Below are 13,162 nucleotides of genomic sequence, written 5' to 3' on the forward strand. Positions count from 1 at the left end.
TCACTCACCATCGTGATCGCCCGGGACGTCGTCGCCGCCCTCACGGTATTCATCGTCCGGAAGCTCGTAAACGTTACCCTCCTCGTCACGGATGGTGATGCCCAGATTCTCGGCCTCCTTGAGGACCTCGGGGGGAATGTCGGCGTCCTGCACCGGCACCTCAAGGATCATCTCGCCTTCCAGCTCCTTGCCGACCAGGTCGTCACCGAGGTCACGGCGGTTGGTCGGCGTATCGGCGATGATCGTGCCTTCCTTGTACTTCCGGTCGAACTCGCGGAGGTACTCGATCGCCGTCTCGGGCTTGATCTCGGCCAGCTGGGTGAACTTGCGCGAGACGATCTCCCTGCCCGGCACGTACGAGTCGACCCGCGGATACTGGCCCTTGTCGCTCTTGGGCTCGACGTGGACCTCGTTCGCGCCGCCCTGTTCCGTGTAGAAGGGCTCCCGGCGGTGGTTGAACTCGTTGCCCTCCCGCACGTTCTGGAGCCACTCCGGGGGCCCGGACGAGTCGGTGTCCGCGGTGTTCGCATCGGATCCGTCGGCTGCCTCGTCGCCGGGCGCCGAGGCCTCGGGTGTGTCGTCGCCCGGCGTGCTGTCCGGGTCGCGGTAGCTCGGGTTGTCGTCGCCCGGCCGGTCACCCGGGTTGTCGTCTTCCGGCGGGTCACCCGGGTTGTCGTCGCGCGGGTCGCTGTCGACCGGGTCGCGGTCGCCCAGGTCGCTGTCGACCGGGGTGCGGTCGCCCACGGGGCCGTCACCGACGCCGGTGTGCGTCGGCGGGCGGCTCACGGGCGGGTCGTCACGTGGCAGCTGCGGGCCGTTCCCGTCGCCGGAGTCCATGTTCATCTGGTGGCCGGGTCGGCCGTTGGGCATCTCGACCTCGAAGCCCCGGCCGATCGGCACGTCGCCGGCGATGGCGGGGACCAGCCCGAGATTCGGGATCTTGATGTCGAACTTCCCGGCGACGTTGAGGGCGACGTCGCCGACGGTGGGGAGGTTGTCGAGCCAGTTGCCGGTACGGACCAGCGCGGCGCCGATGCGGGCGGCGGTGGCGCTGCCGCGGATGCCGTTGACGGCGGCACCCGCCCCGCGCAGGCCGGAGCCGGCGCCCTTGGTGCCGACGACCGCGGAGACGATGTTGAAGGTAGTCATACCGGCGGCCTTGGACTTGTCCTCGCCCCAGGTGTCGTAGGCGATGATGCTCTTGCCGGCGTTGAGCAGGAGATTGCCCGCCTCGCGGCGCCCCATGAAGGGCATGCCGGTGGTCTGGTCGATCACCGCGGTCACCGGGTTGGTGTAGACGGCGACCGCCCAGACGAACTTGCCCAGCCCCAGCCAGGACTGGCCGGCGGTGCCCCAGCTCCACTCGCCGGTGACCGGGTCCCGGCCGATCAGCCCACCGAGGTCCTCCAGCATGGTGACGAAGCTTTCGCCGATGCCGCCGAAGTACGCGCCGACGTCGCCCCAGAAGCCCCGGTCGTGCTCCTCGTTGCTGCCCCAGGGCAGGGCGCCGTCCTCACCGGCCGCCGCGTCGAGGGTGTCGGCGGTGAAGCCGTACTCGCCGTCGTCGGCCCGGCCGTCGGCGTTGTCGGCCCGGTACTGCCGGCCGCCGTACAGTGCGTTGATCGTGTTGGCGCAGGTGCGCTGGGCCTCGAAGAAGGCGGCGACCTGTGTGTTGACCGCGGAGATCAGGCCGTTGTGCCGGTCGACCTTGCTCTCGTCCTCGCGCCAGTCGTCGTCCTCATTGGTCGAGGCGACGAACTGCTCGGCCTGGAGTTTCAGCGCCGCGAGCTGGGCCTTGATCTGTTTGACCTCGGTGGCGTACGTGCTCAGCGCGGTCCCGACGGCCTGGATGTCCTCACCGACCGACGCCGACACCGTGCGTACGGGGCCGGTGGCGGCGAACAGCTGGGCCGCCTCCGGTGCCTCGTACACCGCGGCCAACCCCTGCCAGGTGCTGTCGACCGCCTGGCCGGTGCTGGCGAAGTCCCCACCCGTGGTCCGGATCGTCTGGGCGTGCGTGGCCAGCACGTCCAGGTCACCGGGGATCTGTGGAATCTCCGCAGGATTGATCATTCCGGCACCGCCCTACGGCCCGGCCCCGGCATCACCGCCGAGGGGTCCGGTGCTGCCGTGGCACTGCGTTGGGCGTTGGCGGCCATGTCCAGGTCACCCTGGACGTAGGCGTTCGTGGCCTGCGCCGCCGCGTTCACGCACGCCCCCGTGCGGGTGAACACGAACTCCAGATCCGGCCGGATCGACGTCACGAAGCCCTGGAGTGCCTTGCCCACGATCTCCGAACTGGACTGGACGGCGGATCCCTCCAACGCCGAGTTCAGGCTCTTCATCTGCCCCTCGAACGGGGCGGCCGCGGTCTGCGTGCGATTCAGGACCCCTCGTACTCCGTCGGGGGAGATGTCCCAGGCGCTCACGCTCGTGCTCCCTCGTCGACACTTGATCGGAAAGCCGGGTCACCCGATGGACTGCACCGCCGAGCGGGCCCGGGTGAGGGTGCTGGTCGCCGTGTCGTCGTTCTTCGCCATCGTGGTCTTGACCAGGTCGATGATCGTGCGGACCTCACCGGCGGCCCGGTTCCACCGGTCCTCGACGGTGCGGTACTCGTCCGACACGCCGTCGGCCTGGAAGTCGGCCATGGCGGCCGCGACATCGGCGCTGCGCTGCGAGATCACCGCCTCCAGCCGCGCGACGATGCCGGCGAGATCACCCTGGACCTGCTGCGAGGTGCCCGTGTCGAAGCTGCGTCGGTCGGTGCCCATGACTGTCGCTCCCCTCGGATCAGCGGCTGCCGGAGAACCTGGCCGCGTCGAAGTTGGCGGTGCCCGCCGCCCTGGAGGCGTTGTCGGCCATCTCGGTGTCACCCTGGCCGAATGCCGAGTCCATGCCGCCCTGGCCGCCCAGGATCGCGCCGAGCGCGGAGTTGAGCGCGGCCGTGATCGAGTCGGCGTTGGCCTTGAACGAGTCGAACGCGGCCCGCCCGGCACCGTTGAAGTTGCCCTGCAGCGGCTCGGCAGCGGCGACCAGCTGCCTGATGAGGGTGCCGAGCTCGTCGGAGGAACCCTGGGTCTGCTTGGTGAGGCTGCCGAGTGTCTGCGCCCCCATGTCGAACTTCATCCTGCACCTCCACCTGCCCGGATGAATAACGTTCCCAGTCGATGCTACGACGGCCGTGCCAGCCCGCGGTGCCCCCGGCCGGGGGTCGCCGCTGTCGGTTTCCGGCACAGCGGGACGCCCGGATCCGTAACCCGCAGGACATCGATGCCCGTCATCCGTGCACTACGCTGAGCCATTGCAGATTCACCCACGGTGGGTGGGCTGCGGAGGGAGCGCGTCATGGAGGACATGGCCGTGGCGGCGACGGAGTTCGCCGATCTCGACATCGTCGACCTCGATCTGCCGATCGACGAGGAGCTCGCCGCGGTGAGCATCGGTGGCCTCGGCAACACCGAGGTCGGCGCGTCCGGTTTCTGGGGGAGGAGCTGGCTGATCTGAGCCCGGGCGGCTCCGGCGCGCCAGCCGGCCACGCCGGAGCCGTCCGACCGGACCATCCCGAGCCACCCCCGTGCGAGGTTCCTGTGCCCGCTCCGCCCACCGACTCCACCGGCCCCGTCGTCGTCGTACGGGTCGCCGCGCTACCCACGCAGGCCCTGGCGGAGACCGCCGCACCGGCCTCCTGGGCGACGGTCCAGGCCATCCTCGCCAGCCGTCGCCTGGTGGCCGAGGTCGGTGCCCGACTGGCCGACGAGGTCCACGGCTTCGTCGCGGACCCGGCCCTCGCCGACGCCCGGCCGGAGCTGGTGGCCCTCCGGCGGGCCCTGCACAACCACCGCCGTCCCGGACCCCGGGCCTGGCCCGGCAACCATGCCGAGCTGCTGCCCGCCCGCTTCCGAGCCGAGCTGACCGGCTGGACCGTCGAGCTGGCCCGGTCCGCCGCGCTGACCCGGCGACTTCCCGAACTGCTCGACGCCGAGCGGGTCCGCAGCCTGCGGGCCCTGCGCGAGTGGAGCGCCACCGAGGTCTTCGAGTTCGGACTGCTGCAGTCCAGTGAGGACCTTTTGCACGCCCTGCTGAAATGGCGTGCCCAGCCGGAGGGCAGCGCGCCCCGGGCCCAGGTGGCGCTGCGGCTGGCCAAGTACCTGGCCCGCGCGGTGGCCAAGACCAGCCCGCAGGCCACCTTCATGATGAGCGGGCTGTGCCGGTGGTCCGACGTGCCGACCCCCGTGCAGCCCACCGGCCGCTGGGCCTGGCGCAGCGCCGTCGAGCCGGACGTACCCCTGCTCCAGGCGCTCAGCCGCCGCCTGGCTACCGACGGTGCCGCCGACCGGCTCGTGGTGGCCGTCACGCCGGACGCCGAGGTGGCCGAGGGGCGGATCTGGTTCGGCTACCCGGGACGCGAGCGCATCCGGGGACTGCTGTTGACCCCGCCGGTGCGTACCGTCGTCGAGGCCGTCGGTGCCGGCGGACCCCTCGCGGAGGTGGGCCGCCGCCTGCCCCGCGACGCCGCGGTGACCTTCGACCGGCTGGTCGAGATCGGGCTGGTCGAGATCCGACCTCCCTTCGCCGACCAGGCCGCCGACCACCTGCACGACCTGCGCGCCTGGCTCGGCCCGGACGCACCGGCCGCCGGACCGCTCCGGGCCCTCGCGGACGCCCTCGACACCTATCCGGCCCCCGGGACCGGCGCCTGCCGTCGCCGGGAGCTGCACCACCGGATCCGCACCGAGTTCGAGACGGTGAGCGGCCAGGTCGGTGGCCCGCCGCTGCCCGCCCGGAACCTCTTCCGGGAGAACGCCGTCTTCACCGCCGACCCGGTCCGCCTCGGCGGGCCGGCCTGGCGTCCGGCCGTGGCCGACCTGCACGTGGTCCACCGCTTTCTGGCCCTCTTCCAGCACTCGACGGTCGTCCGGTTGGTGGCCCACCGGATCTTCGTCGACCGGTACGGCGCGCACGCCCGGGTGGGTCTGCTCACGCTGCACCGGGAGCTGTCCCGGCTGACCGTTGACGCCGCCCCGGCAACGGCGCTGGCGGAGCTCGCCGGCCTGCTGCACCCGGGGGAGCCGCCCGACCCGGCCGGCAGCACCCTCGCCGAGGTGCGGTTGCTGCACCGGCTGCGACAGGAGGCACTGGCCACCCTCTGGGCGGGGCCGGAAACCGGCCAGGACGGAATCACCGTCGACCCGGCGCGGGTACGGGCGTTGGTGGCCGGCTGGCCGCCGTGGGTACGACCCGCCCCGGCGCTGGCCTGCTTCGTCCAGCAGGTACCCGCCGCCGACGGGCTCCGGCTGGTGCTCAACGGCGTCGGCGCCGGGCACGGGGCCGTCCGCAGCCGGGTGCACCGGCTGCTGGCGAAGGTCGCCCCGGAGGCAGCCGACCCCGTCGACCCGCCCGGGTCCACGGCACTATCCGGTCCCGACCCGGCGGGCTACCTCGCCGAGCTCACCGGCCTCTTTGGCAGCAACGTCAACCTGCGCTCCCCGGCGGTGGGCTTCGAGATCTGCCACCCCGGGATGGTCAGCGCCCGCCCGCCGCAGCAACGGATCCCCCTCGACGACCTGGTCGTGACGCCCGACGCGGCGACCCCGGGTCTGCGCCTGCGGCGGCGCAGCGACGACGGTGCGGTCCGCATCGCGTGCACCGGCATGATGGCCGGGGCCCGGCTGCCCCGACTCGCCCGTTTCCTGGTCCACCTCTTCGGCGACGTGCCCAACGCCGCCGCCCCGACCGCCCAGATCTTCACCGGGACCCCGGAACACCCGACCGGCACGGTACGGCGACGACCCCGGCTGTCGATCGGCCGGGTCACCGTGTCCCGGGCCTCCTGGCGGGTCCGCGCCGATCTCGTGCCGGGCCGTGCCAAGGGCGTCGACGACGCCGGCTACCTGCTGACCCTGGCCACCTGGTTCGCCGAACACCGGATCCCCCAGCGCTCGTACGTCACGGCGAGCCGACCGGCCCCGGTCAAGCCGGTCTACCTCGACCTGGCAAACGTGCCGCTCGTACGCCTCTTCGAACGCCTGCTGCGCGACCCGGGCGCGGTGCTCACCTTCCAGGAGGCCCTGCCGCAGCTCGCCGACGCCCCGAGCTACGGCACCGAGGGCCGGCACGTGACCGAGTACGTCGTCGAGATCGGCCCCTCGTGACCCCGCCGCCCTGGCTGTCGCTGCACGCCTTCCACCGCGGCGACCACGACCGGCTGCTCACCGGGGCGGTCGCCCCACTGGTCGCCTCGTTGCGGGCCACCGGCGTACTCGACCAGTTCTTCTTCATCAGGTACTGGGAGGGCGGGCCGCACCTCCGGCTCCGCCTGCTGCCGACCCGGCCCGACCTCGCCGCCGACGTCGCGGCCTGCACCCGGTCCACCCTGGAGGCGCACCTGGCCCGGTTCCCCTCCCCGCCCCCGGGGCCCGCCGAGCGGTACGCGGCCCTCGCCGAGCGGTACGCCCGCCTGGAGGGCCGGGCCGACCACGACCGACGGATCCGCCCGCCCGACGTGGTGGAGGTCCAGCCCTACCAGCCCGAGTACCCGATCTACGGTGGCCGGGCGGCGACCCGGGCCGTTGAAGGCCACTTCACCGACTCCAGTTGGCTGGCCCTGTCGACGTTGGCCCGCCCGGCGGCTGCGGATCACCGCTCGCGGCTGGCGGTGCTCGCGTTGGCCTCGGCGCTCGCCGCCTGGCAACCCGACCGGCACCGCCTGGCCCACCTGCTTACCCGGTCCCGGTCCCACTGGGATCCGGCCGACGGCCACCGGGCACGGTGGGAGAGCTACCTGCGGCAGCGCACCGCACTGCGGCGGCTGGTGTCCAGCTGCTGGACGGCGGCGCAGTCGACGCGACCAGGGGCTGATCCGGACCCCTTCGTCGCCGCCTGGTCCGCCTCCATCCACCGGCTCCGAGCCGAGCTGACCGACCTGCACCGGGTCGGGGACTTCCACCCCGACCTGCGGTCGGTGCCGACCCGCTTCACCGCCGACGCCGGCCCGTCCCGCTTCACCGAGGCCGGCCCGACCCGCCTCGCCGACGCCGGGCCGACCCGTGCGGAGCAGGCGTTGCTCGTCGTCCTGCTGCGCTGTGTGCACCTGCTCTGCAACCGGCTGGGTCTCGGTGTCGACCAGGAGACCCAGCTGCACTACCTGGTCTGCGCCGCCTGCGTCGACCTCGGAGAACCCGCGCGCGAACAGGAGGACTTCCGATGACGCCCACCCCGCCGCCGGAGGAACCCGGCTGGTACAGCATCCAGGTCCGGTACCACGCCCAGGAGAAGGACGACCTGATCCTGGACGGCGTACGCCCCCTGCTGACCGCGCTCGCCGACGTCGTCGACCAACCACATCTCATCCGCCACTGGCGCCGTGGCCCCCACCTGCGGATCAACCTGCGGACCACCCCGCAACTCTGGGCCGCGACGGTACGCCCCACCGCGCGGCGCAGCCTCTCCGACTACCTGCGCGACCACCCCTCGACGGCCGCCCTGCGCGAGGCCGACCACCTGGCGGCACACCGGCGGCTCGCCGTCCGCGAGGCAGACCCCGGCCCGCTCACCCCCTGGTACCCCGACAACACCGTCCAGTTCGAACCGTACGAGGACCGCCGGCACGTCCTGGGCAGCCCGCAACTGGCGAACCTGCTGGCCGGGGCGTACGCCCGCAGCACCGCCCTGACCTTCGACACCCTGGCCGCGATCCGCAGCGGTGCGGTGGACCGGATCGGACACGCCCTGGACCTGCTGTTCGCCTTCGGTCACCTCAGCGTCCCACCGATCTCCCGGGGCTACCTGTCGTTCCGGTCGCACGTCGAGTCCTTCCTGGCGTACACCGCCGACCCCGACGCCGTCCGCGCCACGTTCGACGAGCGGTACCGGCGGCACCGCCCGGCGCTGCGCGATCGGCTCCACGCCACCCTGGCCACGGTGCGGGGCGGTCGCCCGGATCCGCTGGTCGAGACCTGGCTGGGGATCGTCCGGGACCAGAAGGCGCGGGCCGAGCCGCTGTTCACCAGCGGCGAGATCGACCTCGACCACCTCGACCAGCAGGGCATGGAGCTACGACACCCGATCGCCTTCCACGACATCCTCAGCGAGACACCGGCCCACCGGAGCGAGGTGCTGTCGCAGGTCTGGTTCCGCTGTCACCGGCTGGCCATCAACCAGCTCTACTCCCACCTGGGCCGACTCGGCATCGTGCCGACCCAGCGCTACCTGCTCTGTCACCTGGTGGCCCGCACGGTCGAGGAGGAGTACGACATCTCACCGGCCGCCCTGGCCCGACAGTTCGTGGACGCCCTGCGGTGAACCGCCGGGCCGCAGGCCCGGTCAGGAGGCGTCGTGGGCGTCGCGGTGGGCGAGGACCTCACCCATGTGGTCCTGCGCCCAGTACCTGATCTCCCGGGTCATCCGGTGCAGCGACAGACCGAGGTCGGTCAGCTCGTAGCAGACGGTGACCGGGACGGTCGGCGTCACCGTCCGGGTGAGCAGACCGTCGCGTTCCAGTGAACGCAGGGTCTGGGTGAGCATCTTCTGACTGACCCCGGCCAGCAGCCGGGCCAGCTCGGAGTAGCGCAGCGCCCTCGGCGCGTCCGGTCGCGGGCCGGCGTCACCGCCCAACGCGCACAGCACCAGCACCACCCACTTGTCGGAGATCCGGTCGAGCAGCTGACGGCTGGGGCAGACCGCGAGGAACGCGTCGTAGTCCGCCTTGGCCCGGGCCCGCTGCTGCGCTGCTCTCGTTGTGGCCACCGGGCTCCCCTCTCCCTGCTGGGTGGTTACGCACTTTCAAGTGCCTACTTCCCGATGGAGAGTAAAGCTCCCATGCTGGAACGCGCCACCCTCTCCCGACAACGAAAGTGACCCGATGAGCACCTCTCCCACCGCCCTGCCCGGCGGCACCTGGACGCTCGGCGACCACACCGTCACCCGCTTCGGCTACGGCGCCATGCAACTCGCCGGACCGTGGGTGCTGGGGCCACCCGCCGACCGCGACGGCGCGCTGGCCGTTCTGCGCGAAGCGGTCGACCGGGGCATCACCCACATCGACACCAGCGACGCCTACGGGCCGCGGATCACCAACGAACTGATCCGCGAAGCGCTGCACCCGTACCCGGAATCGTTGTTGATCGCCACCAAGGTGGGGGCGAACCGCGACGCGCAGGGCGGTTGGCCGACCGCCCGCCGCCCCGCGGACCTGCGCCAGCAGGTCCACGACAACCTGCGGTCCCTCGGGGTCGACACCCTCGACCTGGTCAACATGCGGATGGGTGACGCCCAGGGGCCTCAGCCCGGCCCGATCACCGAGGCGTTCGAGACCCTCGTCGAACTCCACCGCGACGGCCTGATCCGCCACCTGGGGGTCAGCAACGTCACCGCCGAGCAGGTCGCCGAGGCCCGCACCGTCGCCCCCGTCGTGTGCGTGCAGAACATGTACAACCTCGCCCACCGCCACGACGACCAGCTCATCGAGCAACTGGCCGTCGACGGCGTCGCCTACGTGCCGTACTTTCCGCTCGGTGGTTTCTCACCGGTGCGCTCCGCGGCGCTCTCGGCCGTCGCCGCCCGGACGGGGGCGACGCCGAAGTCCGTCGCCCTCGCCTGGCTCCTGCGGCGCTCGCCGAACGTCCTGCTGATTCCCGGTACGTCGAAGGTGGCCCACCTGCGCGAGAACATCGTCGGCGCCGGCCTCGCCCTGTCCGACCAGGACCTCGCCGAGCTGGACCGCGAGGACCGGGCCCCGGTCGTCGCTAACGATCCGTCGGATCCACTGCGGCACTGAAGGCGTGGCGCAGGAACCTGCGCTGCCAGCGGACCTCGACGGCGCGCCTGTGGTAGTGCCGGCGCACCCAGTTGACGGCCTCGTCGGGGGCCATGCCCTCGAAGACGCACAAGGTCGCCAGGCCGGTGCCGGTACGCCCGATACCACCCCCGCAGGCGATCTCCACCCGGTCGGATTCGGCTCGATCGTAGGCCTGCCGGAGCGCTCGCAGCGCTTCGTCGGGGTCGGCCGGCAACCAGAAGTCCCGCCACCGCACCCAGACCCGTTCCCACTGGGGTTCCGCGGTCGGCTTGTCCGTCAGATGGACCGCGAACGTCGGCGTCGGGCCGTCCGGCGAGTCGTATCTGAGGCCCCGCCCCCGGAAGCGGCGCCCGGACGGCAGCTCGATCACACCCGGAGCATCGACACTCCACTGTTCCGTCATGGAGACTCCCAACTCGTCTTCGGTACGGAGATCGTGTTTCTCGACCATCGCTGCCACTCCTGTGGGAATCTGCGGGACGATCTGTTGGCGTGGAAAACGAGTGCGAGGGCAAGTCCCTCAACGGGGCCGAGCGTGCCGGTGGCGTCGCCTCGAAGATACCAACCTGGGCCGGTTCGGACTGACCTCGGCGAGCGCGGGTGGCCGAGGGCGAGACGGGTTCGAGCGGGGCGCGTCGGGTAGCCGGCGACGCAACCGGGGCCCGAGGTGGAGCGGTCGGGGGACGGAGAGTTTCAGCAGGCCAGGATGGCGTTCAGGTTGATCTTCGAGGTGCCCCCGGCAGGATTCGAACCTGCGACACACGGTTTAGGAAGGCGACAGCGGCATAGTGGCCACTGTGCTCGTGACCTGGGCGGGCTGGCCACTCAGCGGTTCCGCAAGCCAAAAGATCATTGCCCGTACTCTGCATGGGGCGCTGAGGCCGCCCGCAGGGCGGGCCGCGAGCCCGTGCCTCCCGTCTTGCAAGATCAAGACTATTGCCAGCTGTCATCGGTGGCCTGCTCGCCGTGTCGTCCACTCCAGCCCAGGACCGCACCCATCGGCCATCTTGACTGCGCATGCGGCTGTACAGTCATGCCGTTGGCGGGGATTCGAACCCTTACACCCACCGCGGGGACCGAACGTCATCAAATCAACCGGATTGACGCTCCAGCCAGGGCGGAACCTGCCGACGCTTGCCGCCCCTGGCCGCACTCAAGTGTCGTAAATCTGACCGAATGATCTTCGAGCCCGCCCTCGACGACGCATAGCGGCCACGGTGGTCAATTTATGCGCCTTTACAGTCCGGCCACCGACCTTGGACGCCACCACAAAGCCTTCCGTTGGCTGCAAGCCATTCATCGGCTACTGTGCGTGTATGGGCGTTCAGGAAGCCGCCGGGTGGGGGCTGGCCGGCGGCTTGGTCGCCAGCCTTCTTGGCCTGTCGGCCTCGGTCGTGGCGGCCGGCTACCGGTGGCCTTGGCGATACTCCCAAGACGGTATCTGGCCACATCTTTTTGTCGCCCTCGCTAGCCTTGCGGTCGGCGGCATGGTAGCGGCGGCGGCTCACGCTCAGATGACCGGAGCATGGCCAGCATTGATCATGGGAGCGTGCGCGCCTTCCGTAGTTCGTGGCGTCCTGAGTAGAGTTGAAATCACCGAGCAGAAGCCGAATTCAGCCAGTTTGCCACCTACAGATGCCTTGGAAGGCAGTGAGGTCGTGGCGGATGGTACGCGCTGATACCCTACTGGGCCGGATCGCTCGTGTATCTCGGCCTGACGAGCCCTGGTTGCGCATCACGACGTCGCCTTGGTGGGCCAGCGTCCTTGTCGCCGCCGGGGCGAGGCGGTCTTCCATGCCCGACAGGATGAGCGCCGTTCACAACCGCAGTGAAAGCGTTCAGGATCAAGCGCCAGCGGAGCGCAGCGCCGTATTCAGACGGTTGGAATCGGCATCGCCAGAAGTTCGTCTGGCACTTCGCAGCCATCCTGCGCTTATCGCAATGACGCTCCTTCTGAGTCTCGTTGACGATGTCAGGAAATGGCTGTCTATTCGCCGTATCATCATCGACATATTTGGCTCGCACGACGACATTCCTGGATTGACCAGTTCCCTTGAGGAGAATATTTCCACAGCCAGCAGAATTGCGAGGTTCATGGTTTACGCAAGTGATTCTGAATTTGAGCAGGCCCGTCCGGTTGCCACCACGCTCGCCCGCACTATCGGCGATATGCTGCGCTTTGGACCAAGCCTTGAATCTCGTTTGGCGCGCACCTTCGGCATCCCGGGCCGCAGCAGCCTCAGTCCGCTGCGAGACAGCGTTCGGGAGCTTGAGCAAGACTTGGTTCGAAACGCCGATCTCGCCCACAGTCTTGCCGTCAGCCTTCGAGGCGGAAGTGCTCTCGCGTTAGCTCGTACGGCTTCCCATGACCTCGACCTCGAGCCCGCGTTGGCCGCAGACCTTTACCTAGCCGTTGCCCTCGCCTTCGATATAGCGGTCGATGTCAAACAGGGCTTCGCGAATGCGCTGGCGCAAAGCTTTGACCAGCTTCGGTCGGATTTCGCCGGAGCCGACCTCCGCAATTTTTCCCTATTGAGTTCGGTGAACCTGGGGGGCGTGCGTTGGTCTTCCACAACTAAATGGCCGCCCGAATGGGCGGACTATCTTCGCCTCAACTCGGTACTCATTGGCCCTGATCTGTTCGAGGTGCAATCCGGCAATGCGGACATGGCCAGTGATGCTGGTCTAATTCGTCATTAGCCCTGAGGCTCGCCACAACAATCGAAACCTTTTGATCACTGCCATCTTTGCCTCCAGTCATCCCGGAGAGCCCGAGGGGCCCGCCGGAGGCACTGCTGCCCGTGCTCCAAAGCCCTGGACCTGCGGATGATCATGGCACTGCGACACGGGGTAGGCGCATGCCGGTCAGATGTACGCGGACGGCACGGCGGTCGATTCGGTGCTGAATGAGTTCATCGAGGCGGCGCAGTCGGGGACTCGGGGCCGCCGGTCGAAGACGGTCGCGGTGTCGCCTGAGGCTGGCCGACGGGCCGACCTACACGAGGCGGCTCGTGAAGCCGGCGTCGAGCAGGCGGGTGTAGGCGGCGCGTACCTGGTCGGGGATGTGTTGCGGGATGGCGTAGCCGAGTTCGGCGTACCTGTCGATGCGCTGGGTGTCGCCGACGAGCATGTCCATGACCTTCTTGGTGTCGCCGATGCTGGCCACGTAGCCGTCGAGTGAGAGCTGGTGGGACGCGCAGATCACGTCGACTTCGGGCCAGAGCTTCTTGCAGGTGGCGTACGCGCGGCGCTGTTGGTAGGGGCGGGACATGAGGATCACCGATCGGGCCGGGACCTGGTGCTCGGCAAGGAGTGCGCGGGCGTACTTGATGTTCTGGCCGGTGTTGGTGGCCTGGGTGTCGA

General features: G+C 70.1%; 13 protein-coding genes. 6 read left to right on the top strand and 7 right to left on the bottom strand.

What is annotated here, in order from left to right:
* The 4 genes from ACN28G_RS29320 to ACN28G_RS29335 are packed head-to-tail and all read right to left on the bottom strand — an operon-like array spanning position 1 to position 3,129.
* Positions 1–2,073 carry a hypothetical protein gene (locus tag ACN28G_RS29320; RefSeq protein ID WP_421480829.1) on the bottom strand — a complete coding sequence of 691 codons (2,073 nt, stop codon included), beginning with the start codon at positions 2,071–2,073 and terminating at the stop codon, positions 1–3.
* On the bottom strand, positions 2,070–2,429 hold the full coding sequence (locus ACN28G_RS29325) for a DUF6507 family protein (RefSeq protein WP_421480830.1): 360 nt from the start codon (positions 2,427–2,429) through the stop codon (positions 2,070–2,072). Before ACN28G_RS29325 ends, ACN28G_RS29320 begins: the two co-directional genes overlap by 4 nt.
* 39 nt (positions 2,430–2,468) lie before the next feature.
* Positions 2,469–2,774, bottom strand: coding sequence for a pore-forming ESAT-6 family protein (locus ACN28G_RS29330; RefSeq protein WP_091433984.1), 306 nt, complete (start codon positions 2,772–2,774; stop codon positions 2,469–2,471).
* 19 nt (positions 2,775–2,793) lie between these two features.
* Positions 2,794–3,129, bottom strand: coding sequence for a hypothetical protein (locus ACN28G_RS29335; protein ID WP_091433986.1), 336 nt, complete (start codon positions 3,127–3,129; stop codon positions 2,794–2,796).
* A gap of 219 nt (positions 3,130–3,348) precedes the next feature.
* On the opposite strand from ACN28G_RS29335, the gene ACN28G_RS29340 reads away from it, so the two are divergent.
* The 4 genes from ACN28G_RS29340 to ACN28G_RS29355 all read left to right on the top strand — a co-directional run bounded on the left by ACN28G_RS29340 (position 3,349) and on the right by ACN28G_RS29355 (position 8,304).
* Positions 3,349–3,507 carry a hypothetical protein gene (locus ACN28G_RS29340; protein ID WP_421480831.1) on the top strand — a complete coding sequence of 53 codons (159 nt, stop codon included), beginning with the start codon at positions 3,349–3,351 and terminating at the stop codon, positions 3,505–3,507.
* A gap of 83 nt (positions 3,508–3,590) precedes the next feature.
* Positions 3,591–6,155 carry a hypothetical protein gene (locus tag ACN28G_RS29345; protein WP_421480832.1) on the top strand — a complete coding sequence of 855 codons (2,565 nt, stop codon included), beginning with the start codon at positions 3,591–3,593 and terminating at the stop codon, positions 6,153–6,155.
* A complete protein-coding gene (locus ACN28G_RS29350; RefSeq protein ID WP_421478032.1) occupies positions 6,152–7,210 on the top strand; it encodes a thiopeptide-type bacteriocin biosynthesis protein in 1,059 nt (352 codons plus the stop codon). Before ACN28G_RS29345 ends, ACN28G_RS29350 begins: the two co-directional genes overlap by 4 nt.
* Positions 7,207–8,304, top strand: coding sequence for a thiopeptide maturation pyridine synthase (locus ACN28G_RS29355; RefSeq protein ID WP_421478033.1), 1,098 nt, complete (start codon positions 7,207–7,209; stop codon positions 8,302–8,304). Before ACN28G_RS29350 ends, ACN28G_RS29355 begins: the two co-directional genes overlap by 4 nt.
* A gap of 21 nt (positions 8,305–8,325) precedes the next feature.
* On the opposite strand, the gene ACN28G_RS29360 is transcribed toward ACN28G_RS29355, so the two are convergent.
* The gene (locus ACN28G_RS29360) at positions 8,326–8,748 is read right to left on the bottom strand and encodes a winged helix-turn-helix transcriptional regulator (protein WP_091433996.1); all 423 of its coding nucleotides are present in this window, start codon (positions 8,746–8,748) and stop codon (positions 8,326–8,328) included.
* 115 nt (positions 8,749–8,863) lie between these two features.
* On the opposite strand from ACN28G_RS29360, the gene ACN28G_RS29365 reads away from it, so the two are divergent.
* Positions 8,864–9,778, top strand: a complete 915-nt coding sequence (locus ACN28G_RS29365; RefSeq protein WP_421478034.1) for an aldo/keto reductase family oxidoreductase — start codon at positions 8,864–8,866, stop codon at positions 9,776–9,778.
* Here ACN28G_RS29365 and ACN28G_RS29370 read toward each other — a convergent pair.
* Positions 9,747–10,250, bottom strand: a complete 504-nt coding sequence (locus ACN28G_RS29370; protein ID WP_421478035.1) for a protein-tyrosine phosphatase family protein — start codon at positions 10,248–10,250, stop codon at positions 9,747–9,749. The two genes, ACN28G_RS29365 and ACN28G_RS29370, sit on opposite strands and share 32 nt — an antisense overlap.
* Before the next feature lie 1,355 nt (positions 10,251–11,605).
* Between ACN28G_RS29370 and ACN28G_RS29375 the strand changes: the two genes are divergently transcribed.
* Positions 11,606–12,499, top strand: coding sequence for a hypothetical protein (locus tag ACN28G_RS29375; protein ID WP_421478036.1), 894 nt, complete (start codon positions 11,606–11,608; stop codon positions 12,497–12,499).
* A gap of 295 nt (positions 12,500–12,794) precedes the next feature.
* Here ACN28G_RS29375 and ACN28G_RS29380 read toward each other — a convergent pair.
* Positions 12,795–13,162, bottom strand: a 368-nt coding sequence (locus ACN28G_RS29380) for an ElyC/SanA/YdcF family protein (RefSeq protein ID WP_421480833.1), incomplete at its 5' end; no start/stop codon positions are given.

The organism is Micromonospora sp. WMMA1923 (assembly GCF_049179195.1).
Classification (GTDB): Bacteria; Actinomycetota; Actinomycetes; order Mycobacteriales; family Micromonosporaceae; genus Micromonospora; species Micromonospora yangpuensis.

Excerpts from the sequence above, each read along its gene's own strand:
- ACN28G_RS29370 (WP_421478035.1), bottom strand. The coding sequence starts at position 10,250 with ATGGTCGAGAAACACGATCTCCGTACCGAAGACGAGTTGGGAGTCTCC.
- ACN28G_RS29320 (WP_421480829.1), bottom strand. The coding sequence starts at position 2,073 with ATGATCAATCCTGCGGAGATTCCACAGATCCCCGGTGACCTGGACGTG.
- ACN28G_RS29375 (WP_421478036.1), top strand. The coding sequence starts at position 11,606 with ATGAGCGCCGTTCACAACCGCAGTGAAAGCGTTCAGGATCAAGCGCCA.
- ACN28G_RS29335 (WP_091433986.1), bottom strand. The coding sequence starts at position 3,129 with ATGAAGTTCGACATGGGGGCGCAGACACTCGGCAGCCTCACCAAGCAG.
- ACN28G_RS29365 (WP_421478034.1), top strand. The coding sequence starts at position 8,864 with ATGAGCACCTCTCCCACCGCCCTGCCCGGCGGCACCTGGACGCTCGGC.
- ACN28G_RS29330 (WP_091433984.1), bottom strand. The coding sequence starts at position 2,774 with ATGGGCACCGACCGACGCAGCTTCGACACGGGCACCTCGCAGCAGGTC.
- ACN28G_RS29355 (WP_421478033.1), top strand. The coding sequence starts at position 7,207 with ATGACGCCCACCCCGCCGCCGGAGGAACCCGGCTGGTACAGCATCCAG.
- ACN28G_RS29340 (WP_421480831.1), top strand. The coding sequence starts at position 3,349 with ATGGAGGACATGGCCGTGGCGGCGACGGAGTTCGCCGATCTCGACATC.